The sequence below is a fragment of the Selenomonas sputigena ATCC 35185 genome (assembly GCF_000208405.1).
GTDB classification, from domain to species: Bacteria; Bacillota; Negativicutes; order Selenomonadales; family Selenomonadaceae; genus Selenomonas; species Selenomonas sputigena.
Genome location: NC_015437.1, coordinates 1,374,653 through 1,396,303 on the forward strand (window position 1 = coordinate 1,374,653; position 21,651 = coordinate 1,396,303).

Below are 21,651 nucleotides of genomic sequence, written 5' to 3' on the forward strand. Positions count from 1 at the left end.
ATTTCTCTATTCAACATAGTGGCTGAAACTGCCGATGACGAGTTGCGGAAACTCCCTCTTGAGCCGTTCCAAAAACTCTCTAGCGCCGACCGCCTCGCCCTGCGCTTCGGGCATAATTTCAAGGAAGGCGTCGGGATCGACATTGAGGTTGCGCACCTGCACCATGTTGACGGGCAATTCGCAAAAGAAGCCGCGCCACGCTTCGAGTTCTTCGGCGCGGTCATTAAAGCCCGGGAAGAAGAGCATATTGAGCGACACATATACGCCGTGCGAAAGCGCGTAGCGGATCGACTCCTTGACGTCGGCGAGCGTGTAATTGCTGCGGTAGTACGCCGCATAGCTCTCCTCGATGGCGCTGATGATGCTCACACGCATGGAGTCAAGACCGGCATCGACGATCTTTCGGATGCCCTCAGTATAGCCGGCATTCGTGTTGATGTTGATCTGCCCGCGCTTCGTCTCAGCGCGAATCAGGCGCTCGGCTGCCGCAATCGCATCCGCCGCAAGCGATGGCTCGCCCTCGCAGCCCTGTCCGAAGCTCACGATGGCGTCGGGCGCAGTCGAAAGGTGGTAGATGCCGACCTGCGCGATCTCCTCGGGCGTCGGGCGGAACGCGATGCGGCTCTGCGGCGAAGGACAGCACTCGGCGGGCTGCAGGGAGATGCAGCCGAAGCAGTTCGCGTTGCAGACAGGCGACGTCGGTATGCCCGCTTCCCAGCGACGGTAAAAGAGATTCTGCGCCGTGCAGCAGTGCCACTTCAAGGAGCAGCCCGCCACCTGCTCGACGATGCGGTTGCCCGGCAGATCCTTCTCGACGCGGCGCACGAGTTTCTTGAGCTCTCGCGTGTTGTAGTATACGGGATCCCACTTCGTATTCTCATCCGTATAGAGAGCCGCCGCATAGAGATCATCCTTATAGAGCACGACAGCCGTATAACCGTAGAGAGCGAGCCTTTCAGCCCCTTCCTCTCGCTGAAAGGCAGGAAGAAAGAGTCTCGTGTAGCCTGCAGGCAGGATGGCGGCGACGGCGCGTCCCGCCAGAGGCAGCATTTCGCCAGTCGCCGTCATTCCCATCGCCGCGCGATCGGGCAGGAACATCAAGTCCGCCGACTCGGGCAGCGGAATGAGATCGGCAGGAGTAAGCGGCAAGAGCGTATTGCCCGAGCGCCCCAGTCCCGCGATGCCCGGCGCATCGAAGATCGCCCCATCCTCATCGGCGTAAAGCGCACGTATTTCCGCCTTCATGCTTCGCCCTCCTGCCTCTCGGCCTGCGGTACAGCGCTGCTTTTCTCCGCGCTTTCCCTCTCCTGCGCTTCCTGCTTTGCCGCCTTCTTCCTGCGCGGGTTGTAGCGGTTCATCGCCATGTCGATGCCATCCGTCACGATGCACTCGACGGCGGGCAATAAATAAGAAATCGCCTCTTGAATCTTCGGCGCGTCGTCTGCGGGAAACGGCGCAAGCACATGCTTGACGACCGTCCAACCGGGCAAGGGTCGCCCGATGCCAATGCGCACGCGCGAGAAGTCCTCCGAACCGATGTGCGCGAGAAGCGACTTGATGCCGTTATGACCGCCCGCGCTTCCCTTGCGCCGCAGACGAATCGTGCCCGCTGCGATGTCCATGTCGTCGTGCGCGACGATCAAATCCTCAGGAGCGAGCTTGTACCAATCGAGCAGAGGGCCTACCGCGCGTCCGCTCTCATTCATATAGGTCAAAGGCTTGACGAGCAGCACCTTCTGTGCGCCGATGCGCCCTTCGGCTGTAAGCGCGTTGAACTTCTCACGCCAAGCATCGACACCAAGTCTTTCAGCCAAGGCGTCGACAAGCATAAATCCGACATTGTGCTTCGTACGTGCATACTCCGCCCCAGGATTTCCGAGGCCGGCAATGATCTTCATCGTATTCCTCCGAATGTTTCTAAAGGAATCGCTGATAAAATGAAGTTGCCCAGATTTGCACAGATACGCTGTTCCTGTCTAGGAGACAAACCGCAGGCGTAGCAGTGGCTACGTCGAGGATTTGTCGACGACGAGAGGACAGTGTAGATGTGTGAAGATGGGTAGCTGAATTTATCAGTGCTTCCTTAAACCTCGCCGCAAAACGCTGCGGCAAGTCTGCTACCACGATTCTACCGTATGAAATGCGCCTTGTCAAAACAACCTTTGCGCACGAGGAAAAAAGCGGGTAGAATAAAGGAAGCGCTGATAAATAAGGTCGCGCAGATGTGTGAAGATGGGCGGCTGAATTTATCAGTGATTCCTATAGAAAATGCAAGGAGGAAAATCATCATGAATCATCATCTAGAAGAAGCAAAACTTCTACGACAGGAGCCGGGCGGCCGTCACTACAACTGTGCGCAGTCGCTCCTCGTGCCCTTTGTTGCCGAAATCGGCATGGAAAAAGAAGAAGCCGACGCTCTCGGCGCGTTCTTCGGCGCGGGCATGATGCACGGATCCGCCTGCGGCACGCTGACCGCCGCGCTGATGATCCTCGGCAAAGCGGGCAAGGATAAGGAAACGGCGAAGAAGCTTGTTGACGACTTCCTCGCCGCCCACGGCACGACGGACTGCCGATGTCTTCTCGCCGCCGCAGAAGAAAAAGGCATTGCACGCAAAGAAAACTGTGACGGACTTGTTTTTGACATGTGCCAAAAGCTTGCGGCACTTCTGACTGAAACAAAGTGACCCTATGCCGCTCATCCGTATCACAGCGCAGCACCATGACCAGAGGAGACTTCGATGGCAAAAAGACCGCAGGAAAACATCTTGAAAAACATAGAAACGCTCGACGAGATCGCCGAGCCTCTCTTGCGCTGGTTTCATAGCGAAAAACGCGCACTGCCGTGGCGTGAGGAGCCTACACCGTACCGCGTGTGGGTGTCCGAGATCATGCTGCAGCAGACGCGCGTCGAGGCGGTCAAACCATACTTCGAACGCTTCGTCGCCGCGCTGCCCGACGTACGCGCTCTCGCCCGAGCTGATGAAAACACGCTGATGAAACTATGGGAAGGTCTCGGCTACTACAGCCGCGCGCGCCATCTGCAATCTGCCGCGCGTCTCATCTGCAGCGACCATGGCGGCGAGATCCCCGCGCACTTCGACGGCCTGCTCGCTTTGCCCGGCATAGGCCGCTACACAGCAGGTGCCGTCGCCTCCATCGCCTTCGGCGAGCGCCGTCCCGCCGTCGACGGCAACGTGCTGCGCGTCATCATGCGCCTCCTCGCCTGCCCGGCCGACATCTTGAAAGAGAGTACGAAGCGCGCTGTCGAGGAAGCACTGATCGCTCGCCTGCCCGAAGATGCCGGAAACTTCAACCAAGCCTTGATGGAGCTCGGCGCCCTCATCTGTCTGCCGCGCGGCGCAGCGCACTGTCCCTCCTGTCCGCTTGAACGCCTATGCCTCGCCAAGGAAGCCAATCTGCAGGCGGAATTGCCCCAAAAAACGCCGCCCAAAAGGCGGCGCACGGAAAAACTCACGATCTTCCTGCTGGCGAAAAACGATAAAATAGCCCTCGAAAAGCGTCCCGCACAAGGACTTCTCGCGGGGCTTTGGGGCTTCCCTGCCATGGAAGGACACCTCAAAAAGAAAGAAGCGGAGGAGGCGCTACAAGCCATCGGCCTTATCCCCGCAAAACTTCACGCACTCCCCGCCGCACAGCACATCTTCTCCCATATCACATGGCAAATGGTCGGTTGGCGCGTCGAACTGGCCGAGCCTTTGAGCAAAGGCGGGACGTCTGTTCCGACATCCGCACCTGCTTCAAGCGAAAGCACCACCCCAAATGCACAGCCTAAGCGCTTGCTGCTTCAAGAAGCTGCCTCCCCCTACGACATTCAGAAAAAAACGCCGCCCCTCCTCTGGGCGACAGCGCGGGAGATCGCCGACACATACAGCGTGCCCGCCGCCTACCGCAGCTATTTCCCGTATATCCGATCATCGGTTGAGCTGCCCTAAGCCATTGCTCGAAACTTCAGCGGCAATCTACCTCGTAAAAGTGACAGGAGAATAAAAAGCGCTCTCTCCCGCGCTCTTTTTCTCCTGCATCTCAATCCCACGATTCCACAAATTTCAAAGCGCGCTCATAGTCGCCGTACGTATCAATATCGCAAACACGAATCTTGATGCCCGGCAGAGGAAGATGCGGCTCAAGCTGGTTGTATACATTCCCTGAAGTATAGGCGATGTGCTCCCGCTTCAAACAGCACGGACCCGTCCATTCATAGTCTCCCGACTCCCGCGAAAAGGACAAGACCTCACCGCGCTCATTGACGCGCACGAAGATGGCGTCATCCGACATCTGATCCGCATAGGCGATCCATTCGCCCTCTGCACTCCAAAGCTTCTTCATATCGTCAGGATGCACGAGAAGATCGCCGTCATACTCCAATGCGTAAGCATTGCCGTCCCTCGCCCCCAAGCAGTAACTCGCCCCCGTCTTCGTTTCAAAATAACTGTGATTGAATACAAAGATCGCATCGGGACGATATTGACGAACCTCTTCGATAACGTCATGCGCCCCGAAACCGACGACGACACGGATATCCTCCGCCTCTTGGAAAAGCTCCAACTGCCAGCGGATCAAGGATTTCCCGTGGATGTTGATCAGAGCCTTCGTCGTCCCCAGCCCCAAACGCGAGCCGATGCCCGCGCAGCTTATAACAACTGATTTAGCTGCCTGCATAATGCCACCTCATTCAACACGAGATAATCCGCCACGGAAATGACACTCGCCGTCGGTGCATGCGTAAGCCCCGAGGCGATGGCGACATCGGCAGCGCGCATCGCCTCAACGTCGTTGTTGCCGTCGCCGATGAAAACGACACGATGCCCCTCGGCGCGATACTTTTCGACGACGCTCTCCTTCTTGAGGATATCTGTGAGCTTGACTACCTGATTATTCTCAATCTGCCCCTCAGAGCAATAGACCTCACAGCCCAGCCGCTCGACGAGCTTCGCGACCCAGCACGAAAGATTTCCCGTGGCGATGGCGCAGTTCTCACGATGCCGACGAATGAAGTCCGCTACCTCCTCATGGAGAGCCACATCCGCCAAAAGCACGTTGATTTCATCAATCGGCAGTTTTCCCAAGATAAAGACGCGGCGAATGAACGATTCGACGAAGGGAATATGCCCCATGACCGTCTGCTTCGTGAGCTTTTCAATCTCTTCTTCCACAGAGAAATGCTTGGCGATGATGGGAAGCGTTTCTTCCTTTGTGACCGTCCCGTCGAGGTCGAAGATAAATTTCGTCATGATTCAAACTCCAATCGCATGCACGATGTCGTCATAAATGAACTGCATCGCCGATTTGCCGTGATCGTCGGCATAGTCAAGAACTTGCCGGAAGAAATTCTCCCGTGTCTCTCTCAGCGGATCGCTTTCCAGCAGCACGTCAAGAAAGTGCTCGACAGAAGCGGAGTCCGTTCCTGCCACACGATAGAGGACGGAAGCGATCGTCTCGCCAAACTCGTTGAAGCGTTCACCCTCACGCGTGAGGAACAACGCGGGCTTGTGAACGTACAAATACTCTGCCATAAACGATACGCTGTCGAGAATCATCGCATCCGAACTTGCAAAATACGCTAGATACTCGCCCATCACCACCTCAGCGTTCGGCAAAGCGTCCCAAGCGCGGCAATATGCGTCGTACTCTTCCCATCGTCCGCTATAATGATTTCAAAAGAACAATTTTTCTGCCGCAGAATAGATTCCAACGTCAATCCCAGCTCTGTGTAATCGGGCTTGTACGTCGTGATGCAAACGGAAACAAGGAAAGGATATGTCTTCATTGACAAACACTCCGCCTCCTCTCATCAGCTTCTTCCATGTTAATCCATTGTACTTGGAAAAGCAAGCGACCATACGAAAAAGGAAATTATGCAATTTGCTATTGCAATCAAGCAAGTCCACAAGAATCTGCATCCATAGCGACGATTTCGTAAAGCTGCCGTCCGATCCGATTCATGCAGCAGCTTCTCATCTTTGCAGGGAAAAGGAGGCTTTGCGCGAATAAGGAAAAGAGCAAAATTTTAGCGTGAAGTCCCAAGATGCCAAGCCGAAGGCGCAGTCCCATCGTCCGGGTTTATGCAAGGCGCGCAGTTACATGTTCAACACGAAGGCAGAAAGGTGGTTCCCATGCAATATAAATCTGTGATTTTCGACCTCGACGGCACGCTCATCGACTCCTTGGAGGATTTGGCGGACAGCGTGAACCTCATGCTGGAAAGCTACGGCTTTCCCACGCACGAGGTCGAAAAGTACCGTTATTTCGTCGGCAATGGCTCCATGAAGCTCATAGAGCGTACGTTGCCGAAAGAGCAAGCGGCCTCTGCCGAATTTGTCGAAGAAGCCCTCGCGAAATACAAGGCGATCTACAAGGAACATCTGCTCCGAAAGACACACCCCTATCAAGGCGTGCAAGAAATTCTTGCAGAGCTGAAGAAACGCCACATACCATTGGCAGTCTGCACGAACAAGCATAACGACGCGGCGCTGACCATCGTGAAGATGCTCTTCGGACAGAACACCTTCGACGAGGTGATCGGCGGCCGAATCGGTCATCCGAAGAAGCCCGATCCGAGTGTTCCTCTGGAGATTGCCGCAACTCTGGGAGCAAAGCCCGAAGAGGTCGCTTACTTGGGCGACACCTCGGTCGATATGGAAACCGCCGTACGCGCGAGATTCCTGCCCATCGGCGTTCTCTGGGGATTCCGTCCCGAGAAGGAGCTTATAGAAAGCGGCGCCAAGGTATTGCTCAAAAAACCGTCGGAACTCTTGGAGAAGGTGGACATTGACGCCTGCAGCGTTTGAGACGTGAATATTCGATGAAATCGAAGGAAAGAGAAGCGATGAAAAAAGAAATCCCCGTGCAGCAGGGAAAAAAATACGAAATCACCATCCAAACGCTCGGCACGAGCGGCGAGGGCGTGGGACGCGCAGCAGACTTCACCGTCTTCGTGCCTGACGCCCTGCCCGGCGAGCGCGTGCTCGCACGCATCGATGAGGTCAAGAAAACGTATGCACGCGGAAAACTTGTAGAGGTTTTGGAGAAAAGTCCTGAGCGCACAGAGCCTCCTTGTCCGATTTACGACTCATGCGGCGGCTGTCAGCTGCAGCACCTCTCCTACGGAGGGCAGCTGCACTGGAAGCGTCAGCAGGTCGTCGATGCAGTCGAGCGCATCGGAGGACTTTCCGGCATCGAGGTGCTGCCCGTTTTAGGTGCGAAAGAGCCGTGGCTCTACCGCAACAAGATGCAGTTTCCCGTAGGCAAAAAGCGCGGGAAAACCGTCATCGGCTGCTTTGCCAAAGGCTCGCATGACATCATCGACACGCGGGACTGTCGGATTCAAAAGGACGGCAACAACACCATCGTCAACGTCATGCGCGAGATTGTCGAGCGCCTGCACATTCCCGTCTACGATGAAGATCGCCACACGGGCGTCCTGCGCCACATCGTCGGCCGCATCGGAGAAAACGGCGAGGCCATGGTCGTCCTCGTCACGGCGACGAAGGATCTGCCCAAAGCAAAAGAAATCACGCGCCTTCTCAGAGAGCGCGTGCCGAATCTCAAGAGCGTGCAGCAGAATATCCAAACGTACCGCAACAATGTCATATTGGGGCGCGAAACGAAACTCCTCTGGGGAAAGCCGACGATTCCCGACCGCATCGGCAGACTGCGCTTTTCCATCTCGGCGCGATCTTTTTTTCAAGTCAATACGGAGCAAGCCGCCGTCCTCTACGAAAAGGCGCTTGAATACGCCGACCTCAGCGGCAAAGAGACCGTCATCGACGCCTACTGCGGTACGGGAACCATCACGCTCTTCCTGGCACAAAAAGCGCATCGCGTCTATGGCATCGAGATCGTCAAGCCGGCGATTGAGGACGCGAAGAAGAACGCACGCGACAATCACATAAAGAATGCCGCTTTCCTCGTCGGCGACGCCACAGAGCTCATGCCGCGCCTCTGTCACGAAAACATTCGTCCCCATGTCATCGTCGTCGATCCGCCGCGCGCCGGCTGTACGGAAACCGTTTTGAAAACCTTCGCCGGCATGCGCCCCGACCGCATTGTCTATGTGTCATGCAATCCCGCAACGCTGGCGAGAGATCTAGCGATTTTGGCAAAACTCGGATATTCGGCAAGGGAAATACAGCCGGTAGACATGTTCCCGCAAACCTCACATGTAGAAGCAGTCACAAAACTCATCCGAAACGACTTGCTGTAAAAAGGAGGGGCAGTGCATGAGTCAGATCCGACTCATGCACTGCCCCTTCAAACACTTTATCAGCTCAGCTTGTCCGCGAGCAGCTGGTTGACCATCTGCGGATTCGCCTTGCCCTTCGACTGCTTCATGACCTGGCCGACGAGAGCGCCGAGCGCCTTCTTGTTGCCGCTCTTGTAGTCGGCGACAGGCTTCGGATTGGCGGCGATGACGGCATCGACGATCGCCTCGATCGCCTTCGTGTCCGTGATCTGCACGAGTCCCTTGTCCTCGACGATCTTCTCGGGCGCGTCGCTCGACGTCCACATCTCGGCAAAAACCTTCTTGGCAATCTTCGACGAGATCGTGCCCTTTTCAATGAGCGCGAGCATCTGCGCGAGGCGTGAGGCTTCGACCGGCGATTCCTCAATCGTCTTGCCCTCGGCATTGAGGTTCTTTGCAAGGTCGCCCATGATCCAGTTCGCCGCGCTCTTCGCGTCGGCGCCGCCCGCCAGGCAGGCTTCGAAGTATTCCGCCATCGCCCGCGACGCCGTGATGATGCCCGCATCGTAAGCCGACAGGCCGAACTCCTTCATGTAGCGTTCGCGGCGTGCATCGGGCAGCTCGGGCAGACCCTTGCGGTACGCCTCGATTTCCTCTTCCGTGGTCACGATGGGCACGAGATCCGGTTCCGGCATGTAGCGGTAATCATGCGCCTCTTCCTTCGAGCGCATGGACTTCGTGACGCCGCGCTCGGGATCCCATGTGCGCGTTTCCTGCACGATATGACCGCCGTCTTCGAGGATTTCCTCCTGGCGCTCAATCTCGTAGGAAAGAGCGTCCTCAACCGCCTTGAAGGAGTTGATATTTTTCATCTCCGCCTTCGTGCCAAGCGTCTTCTCCCCCGCGGGACGAAGCGAGATATTGAGGTCGGCGCGCAGATTTCCCTCTTCCATGCGGCAGTTGGAAACGTCGATGTATTCGAGGATCGACTTGATCTTCTCCATGTAGGCGCGCGCTTCGGCGGGCGTCGACATGTCTGGCTCGGAAACGATCTCGATGAGCGGCACGCCCGTGCGGTTGTAATCGACGTTCGATGTCAGAGAGTCCGTGATCGTCGCGCCTGAATGGACGAGCTTGCCCGCATCCTCTTCCATGTGGATGCGCAGGATGCGGATGCGCTTCGTGCCATTTTCCGTCTCAATATCGACGTAACCGTGCTCGGCAATCGGCAGATCGTACTGCGAAGTCTGGAAGTTCTTCGGCAGATCGGGATAGTAGTAGTTCTTTCGGTCGAATTTGCTGTACTTGTTGATCGTGCAGTTGAGCGCAAGACCCGCTTTGATGGCAAACTCGACAACGCGCTTGTTGAGCACGGGCAGGACGCCGGGCAGCCCCAGGCAAACGGGGCAGACATGCGTATTCTGCTCGGCGCCGAACTTCGTGGCGCAGCCGCAGAAAATCTTCGTGTTCGTCTTGAGCTCGCTGTGAATCTCAAGACCGATGACTGCTTCGTAATTCATGCCTTCGTCCCTCCGATCTCCGCCCTGTCCTCATGGAAGGAATGCGCCTGCTCATAAGCATAGGCGGCGCGCAGAATCGTTTCCTCCGCCAGCGCCTTGCCGATGATCTGCAGACCGATGGGCATGCCCTTCGCCGAGTAGCCGCAGGGCACGGAAATACCCGGCAGACCTGCGAGGTTCAAAGGCACGGTGCAAATATCCTGCAGATACATCTTCAGCGGGTCGGAAACCATCTCGCCGATCTTGAAGGCCGGCGTCGGCGCCGTCGGCGCCATGATGACATCGACCTTTTTGAAGGCGTCGGTGAAATCCTGCTGCACGAGCGTGCGCACCTTCAGCGCCTTGAGATAGTACGCATCGTAATAGCCCGCCGAAAGCGCGTAGTTGCCGATCATGATGCGGCGCTTGACCTCCTCGCCGAACTTCTCGCTGCGCGTCTTCGTCATCATCTCGACGATGTCCGCACCGTCGACGCGTGCACCGTAGCTCACGCCGTCGTAGCGCTCAAGGTTCGTCGCGGCTTCCGCCGGCGCGATGAGGTAATATGTCGAAATCGCATAATCCGTATGCGGCAGAGTGATTTCCGTGACCTCAGCGCCCATCGCCTCAAAATCCGCAATCGCCTTGCGGATCGCCTTTTCTACGTCAGCGTCCATTCCCTTGACGAAGTATTCCTTCGGCAGACCGATCTTGAGGCCCTTCACTTCCTCAGTCAGCGCCTTCGTATAATCGGGCACGGGCGCAGTGCTGGAGGTCGAATCCATCACATCGTGTCCGGCGATGACATTCAGCACATGCGCGCAATCCGTCACATCGCGCGTCACGGGGCCGATCTGGTCGAGCGACGACGCATAGGCGACGAGTCCGTAGCGCGAGACGCGGCCATACGTCGGCTTCATGCCGACGATGCCGCAGAACGACGCCGGCTGGCGGATCGAGCCGCCCGTATCGGAGCCGAGCGCCCAGATGGCCGTACCTGCAGCGACAGCCGCCGCGCTGCCGCCCGAACTGCCGCCGGGCACGCAGTCGAGATTCCACGGATTATGCGTCTTCTGATAGGCGGAATTCTCTGTCGAACCGCCCATCGCGAACTCATCCATGTTGAGCTTGCCTAAGATGACGGGATGCTCTGCGGCGATCTTTTCCATGACCGTCGCATCGTAGGGAGGCACGAAATTCTCCAAGATCTTGGAAGCGCACGTCGTCTTGACGCCCTTCGTGCAGATGTTGTCCTTGATCGCGCCGGGGATGCCCTCCAAAAAGGCGATCTGCTCGCCGCGCGCGATCTTCTCATCGGCGCTTGCTGCCTCTCGTAGCGCCGTCTCGCGTGTCTGCGTCAAATATGCCCCGACTTCTCCCTCGACCTCGTCCATGCGTGCGAGCACGTCCTTCGTCAGTTCGGTCGAGGAGATTTCTTTCCTTTGCAGCAGATCATGAAGCTCATGCGCCGCCTTGTCGTAAAGTTTCACCTAGGTTCCTCCTCAGCCTTCCAGAATCTTCGGCACTTTGAAATACCCGTCGTCCGCCAAAGGCGCATTGGAAAGCGCCGCCTCTCGTGCGAGCGAAGGCTTCACCTCGTCGGCACGAAAGACATTCTGCATCGGCAGGGCATACGTCGTCGGCTGAACCTCTGCCGTATCGACGCCGTCAAGATTCTCGACATACTGCAAAAAGGCGTCGAGCTGGCCAAGATACTTGTCCCTCTCCCCCTCAGCAATCGAGAGGCGCGACAAAATGGCGACATCCGCCAAATCCTTCTCCGTAACTTTCATCTTCTCACCATCCATACAATAACTGTCGTCACACGCTTTTCATTATAGCACATCTCTTTCGCTCAAGCCATGCAGATGAATACGGTTTGCAGATAAATCTCCGGTAAATCGCAGACAAATCACCATAAAAAGAAGCCTCACCCCTTGCAATATAAGGGATGAGGCTTCTTCTATTTAAATTCGACAAATTCATTGAGTCTGGCGCCGCCCTTGATCATCGGCTCGACGAAGCTCTTCGCAAGTTTCAGCACGATGACACGCGGCCCGTCGGCCTGCATGGCGCGGCTGAACGCGCGGATGAACTCCTCCTGCGTCTGCACGGCTTCGGCTTCTATGCCGAAGCTTTTGGCGTAGGTGACGAAGTCCATCGGATGTGCGAGTTCGCAGGCAATGTAGCGCTCCTTGTACATGACCTTCTGCAGCTGGCGGATCATGCCGAGAGCGCAGTTGTCCATGACGAGTGAAATCACGGGAAGCTTGAGCCTTGCGATCGTATACAGCTCGTTTCCCGTCATGCGCATGCCGCCGTCGCCTGCGATATGAATGACGCGACGGCTCCTGCTATAGGCGACCTGCGCCCCCATGGCGGCGGGCAAGCCGAATCCCATCGTGCCGAGACCGCCCGAGGTCAGCCACGATCTCGGCTCTTCAATCCGCAGGTGAAGCGCCGCCCACATCTGATGCTGTCCGACATCGGTCGCAAATGAGTACGGCTTACCTGCCGTAGCGAGCGCTACATGATGCATTGCCCACGGCACGCTCAGATCTCCCGCGTCGTAGTCGTAGGCGTATTTCGTACGCCATTGACGGATGCTCTTAAGCCATTCCTCGGTATGGTGCAGGGATTCCGGCTTCATCAAGAGATGCAAAATCGTCTTCATGTCGCCCGCAAGGCCGATGGAGCTTGGGATGTTCTTGTCGATCTCCGCCGGGTCGATGTCGACATGGATGAACGTCGTGCCCTTCATGTACTTGACAACATTGCCCGTCTGGCGGTCTCCGAAGCGACTGCCGAGCGCAATGACGACATCGGATTCGGCAATCGCATGATTCGCCGCCTTGTGTCCATGCATGCCGGCAAAGCCGACGCACAGGGGATGCGACTGCGGCAGAGAACCAAGACCCATCAAGGTCTGCACGACAGGGATGCCGTAGTGCTCAGCAAGAGCGGCCAGCTCTTTCGAGGCTCCTGCATAGATGACGCCGCCGCCCGCGATGATGACGGGCTTTCGCGCCTGCCGAATCGCTTCCGCCGCCTCCGCCGCACAGATGAGGAAGTCCGCGTCGGGTTTTCCGGGCGTCTTCTCTTCATAGATGCAGCTTTCGTACTTCACGTCGGCAAAGAAGAGGTCTCGCGGAATGTCGACGAGCACAGGCCCGGGTCTGCCGCTGCGCGCGATGTCAAACGCCTCGCGCAGGGTCGGTATGAGTTTCGCCGCGTCCTTGACTTTGAAATTGTGCTTCGTCACAGGCATCGTGATGCCGAGGATGTCCGTTTCCTGAAAGGCGTCGCGCCCCAGAAGCCCCGTATCGACCTGCCCTGTGATTGCTACCATGGGGATGGAATCCATGAACGCCGTGGCGATACCCGTCACGAGATTCGTCGCGCCAGGCCCCGATGTCGCAAGACAGACGCCTACCTTGCCCGTCGCACGCGCATAGCCATCGGCGGCGTGCGCTGCGCACTGCTCGTGCGAGGTGACGATCTGACGAATATTTCTTTCATCGTAAAGCGCATCGTAGAGCGGCAAGTTCATGCCGCCCGGATAGCCGAAGATCGTGTCGACGCCCTGCTCCTTCAGACATTCGACAACTGCTTTCGCGCCTCTCATGCAAAGCCTCTCCTTTCCTGACCGCGCTTATATATTCGCGAGCACCGCTTCCGCCATCTGCTCGGTGTTCGCCTTCTTGAAACCGTCCTTCCAGAGGTCTGCCGTGCGCCAGCCGTCGGCGAGCGCCGCATCGACGGCCGTTTCGATTGCCTGCGCCGCTTCTTCTTCGGCGAGCGCATAGCGCAGCAGCATCGCCGCCGAGAGAATCGTGCCGACGGGATTGGCAATGCCCTTGCCCGCAATATCGGGCGCAGAGCCGTGAATCGGCTCGAAGAGGCTCGTCTTTTCGCCGATGCTCGCCGACGGCATCATGCCAATGGAGCCGCCGACGACCGCCGCCTCGTCCGACAGGATATCGCCGAAAAGATTGCCCGTGACGATGACGTCGAACTGCGTCGGACGCACGGCAAGCTGCATGGCACAGTTGTCAACATAGAGATTCGTAAGCCCGACATCCGCGTAGTCCTTCGCGACCTCAGCCACCGTGCGCCGCCAGAGGCGCGAGGTCGCAAGCACGTTCGCCTTGTCAACGCTCGTGACATGGCTGCGGCGCAGCTTCGCCGTCTCGAACGCGAGCTTTGCGATGCGCTCGACTTCGGACACGGAATAGTTTTCGAGATCCCATGCCCTCTCGTGGCCGTCCTTGATCTCCGACTCGCACTTCTCGCCGAAGTAGATGCCGCCGATCAGCTCGCGCACGATGACGAGGTCAGCGCCCTTGACAAGCTCGGGCTTCAGCGGTGAATACTCGACGAGTGCATCAGCGACCTTCACGGGACGCAGGTTTGCGTAAAGGCCGAGACCTTTCCGAAGACCCAAGATCGCCTTTTCAGGGCGCAGAGCAGGCTCTACCGCATCCCACTTGTCGCCGCCGACAGCGCCGAAGAGCACGCCGTCCGCCGCCTGCGCGGCGGCAAGCGTCGCCTCCGGCAGCGGCGTGCCACACTTGTCGTAAGCCGTACCGCCCGCATCATGCTCCTCATAGGAGAGCGCCAGATGGAACTTTTCCGCTGTCTTTTTCAGCACGGCGACGGCTGCATCCGTGATTTCTCTGCCGATGCCGTCGCCCGGTATCACCACGATCTTCTTTGCCATCAGAGCGCCCCCTTTTCCTTGATGTAATTGATCAGGCCGCCCGCTTCGGCGATCTCCTGCACGAATCCCGGCAGAGGATGCGCCTGAAAGACGTCACCCGTCGTGAGATTCTCGATCTTGCCCGTTTCCGTATCGACGCGCAGCTCGTCGCCCGCGCTGATCTTCTCCACATCATCGCCGATTTCCAGGAGCGGCAAGCCGATGTTGATGCCGTTGCGATAGAAGATGCGCGCGAAATCTGCCGCGATGATCACGGGGATCCCTGAGGCCTTGATGGCGACGGGCGCGTGCTCGCGCGACGAACCGCAGCCGAAATTCTTGCCGCCGACCATGATGTCGCCTTCCTGCACGTTTTTCGCGAAACTCTCATCAATGTCAACCATGCAGTGCTCCGCCAGCTCCTTCGGGTCGAAGCTGTTCAGATAGCGCGCGGGAATGATGACGTCCGTATCGATATTGTCGCCGTAGCGCCAGACTTTTCCTTGCAAACTCATCTCACTTTACCTCCTCCGGCGCGGCGATCCTGCCCAAGATGGCACTCGCAGCCGCCACATGCGGGCCTGCCAGATAGACCTCGCTGTCGACATGCCCCATGCGCCCGCGGAAATTGCGGTTCGTCGTAGAAACGCAGCGCTCGCCCGCCGTCAAGATACCCATATAGCCGCCGAGGCAAGGACCGCACGTCGGCGCAGCGACGGCGCAGCCCGCATCGATGAAGACGTCGATGTAGCCGAGGTGCATCGCCTCCTGATAAACCGCCTGACTGCCCGGAATCACGATGCAGCGCACATCGGGATGCACCTCGTGCCCCTTCAATAGCCCTGCGGAAATCTCAAGGTCTTCCAAGCGCCCGTTCGTACAGGAGCCGATGACCACCTGATCGATCTTGATCGGCTCAGCGATGTCCATGACGCGCTTCGTGTTGCCCGGCAGATGCGGGAAAGCAACGACGGGACGCAGAGATGAGAGGTCAATTTCGACGGTGCGGCAATACTTCGCATCAGCGTCCGAGGTCACAGGCTCATACGCGCCTTTGACGCGGCCTTCAACGTACTCCTTCGTCTTTTCATCGAACGGGAAGATGCCGTTTTTCGCACCCGCTTCAATCGCCATGTTGGCAATTGTCAAACGATCCGTCATCGTCAGTGCGGCGACTCCTTCACCCGTGAATTCCAGTGACTTGTAGAGTGCGCCGTCGACACCAATCATGCCGATGAGCGTTAGGATTACGTCCTTGCCATTGACATCGGCAGGCTTCTCTCCCGTCAGATGCACCTCGATCGTCTCAGGCACTTTGAACCAAGCCCGCCCCGTCGCCATGCCGACGGCGAGATCGGTCGTGCCGACGCCCGTCGAAAAGCCGTTCAATGCGCCATACGTACAGGTATGCGAGTCCGCGCCGATCGTCAGCATGCCCGGTCCCACAAGACCGAACTCAGGCAGGATGACATGCTCAATGCCCACGCGACCGATCTCAAAATAATTCTTGATCTTGTGCTTTTTCGCGAAGTCACGCACGATCTTGCCGAGTCCCGCCGCCTTGATGTCCTTCGCCGGCTGGAAGTGATCGGGCACGAGCGCAATCTTCTCGTTGTCGAACACAGGGCGGCCGATGCGTTCGAACTCCTTGATCGACGGCGGCGCCGTGATGTCATTCGCGAGCACCATGTCAAGCTGACAGGTAATCAGCTGCCCTGGCTCGACATGCGAAAGTCCTGCATGACGCGCGAGAATCTTCTCCGTCATATTCATTCCCATGAAATTTCCTCCTGGATAAGTCGAAAGAAAACGGCTTACACCTCATTATACCATAAAGGAGTGTAAGCCGTTCCAAGATTCAAAAGTTATGGTCGTTCAAAATCAGAACTGAAGCTCTTTCTGATCCTTGAGCCAGCTCATCATGCCGCGCAGTTCGGCGCCGACTTTCTCAATCTGGTGCTCGGCATGAATGCGGCGCTCGGCGAGGAAGTTCGCACGGCCGGCGGCACGGTTTTCGAGAAGCCAGTTGCGCGCGAACGTGCCGTCCTGAATCTCCTTCAGGAGCTTCTTCATCTCCGCCTTGACTGCAGGCGTCACGATGCGCGGGCCAGCCATGTAGTCGCCGTACTCCGCCGTGTCGGAAATCGACTTACGCATCTTCGCCATACCGCCCTCGTAGAGCAGGTCGACGATGAGCTTCATCTCGTGGAAGCACTCGAAGTATGCCATCTCTGGCTTGTAGCCCGCCTCGACGAGCGTCTCGAAGCCCGCCTGCATCAGAGCGCAGACACCGCCGCAGAGAACAGCCTGCTCGCCAAAGAGATCCGTCTCCGTCTCATCTTTGAAGGTCGTCTCGATCGCACCGGCGCGCGTGCCGCCGATGCCGCGCGCATAGGCGAGCGCAACGTCGAAGCACTTTCCCGTCGGATTCTGATAGACTGCGAAGACCACTGGAACGCCGCCGCCTTCCGTGAAGGTTCGGCGCACGAGATGGCCTGGTCCCTTCGGCGCGACCATGAAGACATCGATATCCGCCGGCGCAACGATCTGCTGGAAGTGGATGTTGAAGCCATGTGCGAAGGCGAGAGCACTTCCGGCCTTGAGATTCGGGGCGATCTCGTTCTTGTAAACGTCCGCCTGCTTCTCGTCCGGAATCAGGATCATCGTGACGTCCGCCTGCTTGACCGCCTCAGCGACTGGCAGAACCTTGAGGTCGTGAGATTCGGCAGCGGCCTTGGATTTCGAGCCCTCGTAAAGACCGACGACGACGTTGACGCCGCTCTCCTTGAGGTTCAGCGCATGCGCATGCCCCTGACTGCCGTAGCCGATGATGGCAACGGTCTTGCCTTTCATGACCTCCCAGTTCACGTCCTGATCATAATAAGTTTTTGCCATAATACTCTCTCTCCTCACAATCTTGATAAATGGTATGCTCACCGCGTTCGAGAGCGATGAGACCCGTGCGGATCGTTTCCAGGATGCCGTAGGGCGAAAGAAGCTGCAGGAATGCCGTGACCTTCGCATCATCTCCCGTGATTTCAAAAATCAAGGTTGTCGGCTGCACATCGACGACGCGTGCGCGAAAAATCTCCGCCATCTTGAGCACATCGAGACGATTCGTATCGTCCGCCCTGACCTTGATGAGCGTCATGCCGCGGAAAACCGAGGCGGCGGAAAGGAGCGCCTGCACCTCGACGACATCGGGCAGCTTTTCGAGCTGCTTCATCATCTGGTCGATCAGCTCCTCATCGCCATGCACGACGACGGTGATCCTGGAAAACTCCGCAGTCTCGGTCACACCGACAGACAGGCTGTCGATATTGAACTCCCGCCGCGAAAACATGCTTGCAACACGGACAAGTACGCCGGACTGATTCCTCACGAGTATGGAAAGCACATGTCGCATCTGAAATCCTCCCAACGCATAACCCTAGTGTAAACATGTATACATTATGGCAACATCGCTTCGGTTTGTCAACAAGATTTTTTCCTTACTTTTCCTTTCGCTCCCTCGCCGCTTCGATGAGTTGACGCGCCGTCTTCTCCGGCACTTCCTCATAGTGGCAGAAGCGCAGCGTATAGGTGCCGCGTCCCTGCGTCAGGGAGCGCAGTTCCGTCGCGTACTTGTGCAGCGCGGCGAGCGGCACCTGCGCGCGCACCTCGCTCGTATCCTTGCTGATCATCTCCATGCCGAGGATGCGCGCGCGCTTCGCATTGAGCTGCCCCATGACGTCACCCATATAGTATTCGGGTGCCTGAACGCACATCTCGTAAATCGGTTCAAGAAGCACGGGTGCAGCCTCCATAATGCCCTTTCTGAGGGCGATTGCCGTCGCCGTCTTGAAGGCGACTTCCGACGAATCGACCGTATGGTACGAACCGTCGTAGAGGTTGACCCGCACGTCGACGACGGGGTAGCCTGCGAGGATGCCGGCGGCAAGCGTCTCCGCTGTCCCCTTCTCCACCGCGGGCACATATTGGCGCGGCACGCTGCCGCCGAAGATGTTCTCCGTGAACTCGTTTCCCGTACCCGCATCGCGCGGCGAAATCTCCAGCATGACGTGACCGTACTGGCCGTGTCCGCCGCTCTGCTTCTTGTGCTTACCTTCCGCCTTGACGCTCTTCCTTATCGTTTCGCGATAGGCGATGCGCGGCTCGGCGAAGATCGCCTCGATGCCGAACTTGCGCTTCATCCTCTCCTGCAGGACCTCAAGATGAACCTCGCCGATGCCGCGAATCAAGGTCTCCTTCGTCTCCGCATCCTTTTCGAGCTTGAGGCTCGGATCTTCCTCACACTCCTTGGCGAGCGCCGCAAAGACCTTGTCCTCCTCACCCTTCTTCTTCACATAGACAGCCTGCGCAAGCATCGGCATGGGGAATTCGATGGCATCGTAGGAGAGCGGCGCTTCCTTCGATGCGAAAGTATCCGACGTGCGCGTATTCTGCAGTTTCGCCGCGACGACGATGTCACCGCCATGCGCCTTGGCAACAGCGATTTGCTTTTTGCCCTGCATCGTGTAAAGCGTGCTCACGCGCTCCATCTGCTGCGTCGAGATATTCCAATACGAGGCGTCACTCTTCATCTCGCCCGAAAAGATGCGGATGAAGCTCAAGCGTCCGACGAACGGATCGACGATCGTCTTGAAAACCTGCGCGGAAAAAGGATCGCCTGGCGTGCGCTCCGCCAATTCCTCGCCACCGGGCAGCGTTCCCACGACCGTTCGATCCGTTGGCGCCGGCAAATATTCGACCATATCGTTGAGGAGCGCGTGCATGCCGACATTCAAGGAAGCCGAGCCGCAGAGTACAGGAAAAATCTTGCCCGTCTCGATGCCCTCGATCAGAGCCTCTGCCACCTCGCGCTCATCAAGCGTCTCGCCCTCGATGTATTTTTCAAGAAGAGTATTGTTTATTTCAGCAACACCCTCGATGAGCGTCTGCCGCGCCTCTTCCACTTCGTCCTTCATATATTCGGGAATCTCATCGAGTGCCACGCAGTTGTTCTTATCGCGCTCCTTGATGCGAACCGTCATGGCGAGGAGATCGACGACGCCCTGGAAAGCCGCTTCCTTGCCGACAGGAAGCTGGATCGGCACGACGCCCGTACCGAAGCGCAGGCGCAGCTCATTGACGACGCTTTGGAAGTCGGCGTGCTCGCGATCGATCTTGTTGACGAAGAAGGCGCGCGGCAAATCCAGCGCTTCCGCATAACGCCAGACTTTCTCCGTCTCCACCTCGATGCCCGAGACGGCCGAGATGACGACGAGAGCGCTGTCCGCCGCCTGCAAGGCGCTTTTCACCTCGCCGACGAAGTCCGGATAACCCGGCGTATCAAGGATATTGAGCTTATGATCGAGCCATTCACAGGCGAGCAGAGAGGTCTGTATGCTAAGCTCGCGCCGCGTCTCTTCCGGCTCATAGTCCGAAGCCATCGTCCCGTCGGCGATGCTGCCGCGCCTCTTGATCGCCCCCGTATTGAAAAGGCAATCCTCCGCGATGCTCGTCTTCCCCGACTTGCCGTGCCCGACAAGGGCAATATTGCGGATATTCGTGCTTGCGTACTCTTTCATTTGATCAACTCCTCGTTATTTTATGTTTTCTTTATTCTCTGAAAATGAGATATATCCTGCTTTTTACAGCGAGATAATTTTCCAAAAAAATACCGCCATCAAGCGACCCTTGCCTGATGGCGGCATCTCTTCTTCCTTCACGTTCCTCTGCTCAATCTTCCGCTTCCTCCAAGCGCATCAGCATGAAGCAGTAATCGGAGAGGCGGTTGAGAAAGACGCGGTCTTCCTCATGGAGATCGGCCTCTTTCGCCAAGGCGCAGAAGCGTCTCTCAGCGCGGCGCACGGACGTGCGTGCAAGATCGAGCATCGCGCCCGCCTGCGTATCGCCGGGGATGAGGAAGTGCGCGAGCTTCGGCAGCTTCGCATCGATGGCATCGATGTCCTTCTCCATCATCTCCGAATCCTCGCGCGTAATCATCGGTTTTTCACCAAGACTCGCGATATCGGCCATGAGAAGCGGCAGCTTCTTGAGCAGCACGAGAATCTTCTCCCGCACCGCTTCCTTTGTCGCAAAAGCGCGCGCCATGGCGAGCGCCGATCCCGCTTCATCGACCGAACCGTACGTCTCGACACGCAGCGCATCTTTATCGACACGCTCGCCCGTATATAGGCTCGTCTGCCCCTTGTCACCTGTCTTCGTATAAACGCCCATCTCTTTCACCTCAATGCTGTCAAACTTTCAGAAATCATGCGGCAGGAAAATATCAGTCGAGGACTTCGATCGCGCTGAAGAAAATGGCGATTTCGCGCGCCGCGCTCTCAGGGCTGTCGGAAGCGTGGACGGCGTTCTTGCCAACGCTTTCGGCGTAGAGCTTGCGAACCGTTCCTTCGGCGGCCTCCGCCGGATTCGTCTTGCCGTTGATCTCGCGCACGCGTGCGATGGCGTCATCACCTGCGAGCACCATGGCGACGAGCGGTGCAGACGTCATGAATTCTTCCAGCTCCGCATAGTAGGGGCGTCCGATATGCTCGGCGTAGTGCTTCTGCGCCACGCGCGGCGTCATCTGCATGAGCTTCATCGCGAGGATCTTGAGTCCCGCCTTTTCATAGATGGCGATGATATCGCCCGTGTGCTGCTTCTCGAAAGCGTCCGGTTTGATGAGTACCAAAGTCTTTTCCTGCATCTTCATATCTCCTTTTACTTCCCTTGATGTTCCCGCGCTTCGCGCTCCTCCCGATAGACTCGGGCCAGCTTGCAGTAATTCATCGCCGAGGCATGAACCGCCTCGACCTCGTCCTCGCGTAGCGCACGGATGATGCGCGATGGATTGCCGTAGACCAGGGAATCGTGCGGAATCTTCTTGTGCTGCGTCAGAAGCGTCGCTGCTCCGATGATCGTATTTTCACCGATCTCCGTGTAGCCGAGCAAGGTGGATCCCATGCCAATCAGACAGTTGTTGCCAATCTTGCTGCAGTGAATCAGCGTGTTATGGCCGATCGTCACATAATCGCCGACAATCGTCGGCGCATCGCCCATGACATGGATCGTCGCATTGTCCTGAACGTTCGTGTACCTGCCGATGACGACGGGCTGCAGATCGCCGCGGATGACCACATTGAACCAGATGTTCGCCCCTTCCATGATCGTCACATCGCCGACGATCGTAGCGTTCGGTGCAATGAGCGCCGTCGGGTCGATCTTCGGCACTTTGCCTTTGTAAGGCAGGATGACTGCCATGC

Annotated in this window: 23 protein-coding genes; 4 read left to right on the forward strand and 19 right to left on the reverse strand. The window is 57.5% G+C overall.

Going from position 1 to position 21,651, the window contains the following annotated elements; translation table 11 throughout:
- Nucleotides 1-6: 6 nt before the first annotated feature.
- Together SELSP_RS06140 and pth are read right to left on the reverse strand one after the other, a co-directional pair.
- Nucleotides 7-1,245 (reverse strand): radical SAM protein, encoded by a 1,239-nt coding sequence (locus SELSP_RS06140; protein ID WP_006192268.1) that lies wholly within the window; start codon nt 1,243-1,245, stop codon nt 7-9.
- On the reverse strand, nt 1,242-1,898 hold the full coding sequence (gene pth, locus SELSP_RS06145; protein WP_006192266.1) for an aminoacyl-tRNA hydrolase: 657 nt from the start codon (nt 1,896-1,898) through the stop codon (nt 1,242-1,244). Before pth ends, SELSP_RS06140 begins: the two co-directional genes overlap by 4 nt.
- Nucleotides 1,899-2,288: 390 nt before the next feature.
- Here pth and SELSP_RS06150 point away from each other — a divergent pair, with 390 nt between their 5' ends.
- Nucleotides 2,289-2,684 carry a C-GCAxxG-C-C family protein gene (locus SELSP_RS06150; protein ID WP_013740815.1) on the forward strand — a complete coding sequence of 132 codons (396 nt, stop codon included), beginning with the start codon at nt 2,289-2,291 and terminating at the stop codon, nt 2,682-2,684.
- Between the two features lie 54 nt (nt 2,685-2,738).
- Entirely contained in the window at nt 2,739-3,953 is a 1,215-nt protein-coding gene (gene mutY, locus SELSP_RS06155; protein ID WP_006192264.1) for an A/G-specific adenine glycosylase, read from the forward strand.
- A gap of 91 nt (nt 3,954-4,044) precedes the next feature.
- Here the strand turns inward: mutY and SELSP_RS12335 are convergent, their stop codons facing one another.
- From SELSP_RS12335 to SELSP_RS06175, 4 genes are read right to left on the reverse strand one after another with little or no spacing between them, the layout of a single operon-like run.
- Complete coding sequence (locus tag SELSP_RS12335) at nt 4,045-4,680, reverse strand: NTP transferase domain-containing protein (protein ID WP_013740816.1); 636 nt, start codon at nt 4,678-4,680, stop codon at nt 4,045-4,047.
- Nucleotides 4,653-5,252 carry an HAD-IB family phosphatase gene (locus SELSP_RS12340; RefSeq protein ID WP_006192262.1) on the reverse strand — a complete coding sequence of 200 codons (600 nt, stop codon included), beginning with the start codon at nt 5,250-5,252 and terminating at the stop codon, nt 4,653-4,655. Before SELSP_RS12340 ends, SELSP_RS12335 begins: the two co-directional genes overlap by 28 nt.
- Before the next feature lie 3 nt (nt 5,253-5,255).
- Nucleotides 5,256-5,618, reverse strand: a complete 363-nt coding sequence (locus tag SELSP_RS06170) for a hypothetical protein (protein WP_155813666.1) — start codon at nt 5,616-5,618, stop codon at nt 5,256-5,258.
- Complete coding sequence (locus SELSP_RS06175) at nt 5,597-5,788, reverse strand: glycosyltransferase (RefSeq protein ID WP_006192260.1); 192 nt, start codon at nt 5,786-5,788, stop codon at nt 5,597-5,599. Before SELSP_RS06175 ends, SELSP_RS06170 begins: the two co-directional genes overlap by 22 nt.
- A 346-nt stretch (nt 5,789-6,134) precedes the next feature.
- Between SELSP_RS06175 and SELSP_RS06180 the strand changes: the two genes are divergently transcribed.
- Both SELSP_RS06180 and rlmD read left to right on the forward strand, forming a co-directional pair.
- The gene (locus SELSP_RS06180) at nt 6,135-6,809 is read left to right on the forward strand and encodes an HAD family hydrolase (RefSeq protein ID WP_013740818.1); all 675 of its coding nucleotides are present in this window, start codon (nt 6,135-6,137) and stop codon (nt 6,807-6,809) included.
- Between the two features lie 38 nt (nt 6,810-6,847).
- Nucleotides 6,848-8,224: a 23S rRNA (uracil(1939)-C(5))-methyltransferase RlmD gene (rlmD, locus tag SELSP_RS06185; RefSeq protein ID WP_013740819.1), complete on the forward strand. Its 1,377-nt coding sequence runs from the start codon at nt 6,848-6,850 to the stop codon at nt 8,222-8,224.
- Between the two features lie 59 nt (nt 8,225-8,283).
- On the opposite strand, the gene gatB is transcribed toward rlmD, so the two are convergent.
- The 13 genes from gatB to SELSP_RS06250 form a co-directional block, all read right to left on the reverse strand.
- Nucleotides 8,284-9,723 carry an Asp-tRNA(Asn)/Glu-tRNA(Gln) amidotransferase subunit GatB gene (gatB, locus tag SELSP_RS06190; protein ID WP_006192253.1) on the reverse strand — a complete coding sequence of 480 codons (1,440 nt, stop codon included), beginning with the start codon at nt 9,721-9,723 and terminating at the stop codon, nt 8,284-8,286.
- The gene (gene gatA, locus SELSP_RS06195) at nt 9,720-11,192 is read right to left on the reverse strand and encodes an Asp-tRNA(Asn)/Glu-tRNA(Gln) amidotransferase subunit GatA (protein WP_006192251.1); all 1,473 of its coding nucleotides are present in this window, start codon (nt 11,190-11,192) and stop codon (nt 9,720-9,722) included. The genes gatB and gatA overlap by 4 nt, the downstream gene beginning before the upstream one ends.
- Nucleotides 11,193-11,204: 12 nt before the next feature.
- The gene (gene gatC / locus SELSP_RS06200; protein WP_013740820.1) at nt 11,205-11,495 is read right to left on the reverse strand and encodes an Asp-tRNA(Asn)/Glu-tRNA(Gln) amidotransferase subunit GatC; all 291 of its coding nucleotides are present in this window, start codon (nt 11,493-11,495) and stop codon (nt 11,205-11,207) included.
- 170 nt (nt 11,496-11,665) lie between these two features.
- Nucleotides 11,666-13,327: a biosynthetic-type acetolactate synthase large subunit gene (ilvB, locus tag SELSP_RS06205; RefSeq protein ID WP_006192246.1), complete on the reverse strand. Its 1,662-nt coding sequence runs from the start codon at nt 13,325-13,327 to the stop codon at nt 11,666-11,668.
- 27 nt (nt 13,328-13,354) lie between these two features.
- The gene (leuB, locus tag SELSP_RS06210; protein ID WP_006192245.1) at nt 13,355-14,422 is read right to left on the reverse strand and encodes a 3-isopropylmalate dehydrogenase; all 1,068 of its coding nucleotides are present in this window, start codon (nt 14,420-14,422) and stop codon (nt 13,355-13,357) included.
- On the reverse strand, nt 14,422-14,916 hold the full coding sequence (locus SELSP_RS06215; RefSeq protein WP_006192243.1) for a 3-isopropylmalate dehydratase small subunit: 495 nt from the start codon (nt 14,914-14,916) through the stop codon (nt 14,422-14,424). The genes leuB and SELSP_RS06215 overlap by 1 nt, the downstream gene beginning before the upstream one ends.
- A 1-nt stretch (nt 14,917) precedes the next feature.
- The gene (gene leuC / locus SELSP_RS06220) at nt 14,918-16,180 is read right to left on the reverse strand and encodes a 3-isopropylmalate dehydratase large subunit (RefSeq protein WP_006192241.1); all 1,263 of its coding nucleotides are present in this window, start codon (nt 16,178-16,180) and stop codon (nt 14,918-14,920) included.
- Between the two features lie 102 nt (nt 16,181-16,282).
- Entirely contained in the window at nt 16,283-17,296 is a 1,014-nt protein-coding gene (ilvC, locus tag SELSP_RS06225; protein ID WP_006192240.1) for a ketol-acid reductoisomerase, read from the reverse strand.
- A complete protein-coding gene (gene ilvN, locus SELSP_RS06230; RefSeq protein ID WP_006192239.1) occupies nt 17,277-17,807 on the reverse strand; it encodes an acetolactate synthase small subunit in 531 nt (176 codons plus the stop codon). Before ilvN ends, ilvC begins: the two co-directional genes overlap by 20 nt.
- 85 nt (nt 17,808-17,892) lie before the next feature.
- Nucleotides 17,893-19,971, reverse strand: a complete 2,079-nt coding sequence (fusA, locus tag SELSP_RS06235; RefSeq protein WP_006192238.1) for an elongation factor G — start codon at nt 19,969-19,971, stop codon at nt 17,893-17,895.
- Between the two features lie 151 nt (nt 19,972-20,122).
- Complete coding sequence (locus SELSP_RS06240; protein WP_006192236.1) at nt 20,123-20,623, reverse strand: cob(I)yrinic acid a,c-diamide adenosyltransferase; 501 nt, start codon at nt 20,621-20,623, stop codon at nt 20,123-20,125.
- Between the two features lie 52 nt (nt 20,624-20,675).
- Nucleotides 20,676-21,095: a nucleoside-diphosphate kinase gene (gene ndk / locus SELSP_RS06245; protein WP_013740821.1), complete on the reverse strand. Its 420-nt coding sequence runs from the start codon at nt 21,093-21,095 to the stop codon at nt 20,676-20,678.
- Between the two features lie 14 nt (nt 21,096-21,109).
- Complete coding sequence (locus SELSP_RS06250; protein WP_006192234.1) at nt 21,110-21,649, reverse strand: gamma carbonic anhydrase family protein; 540 nt, start codon at nt 21,647-21,649, stop codon at nt 21,110-21,112.
- Nucleotides 21,650-21,651: the final 2 nt, after the last annotated feature.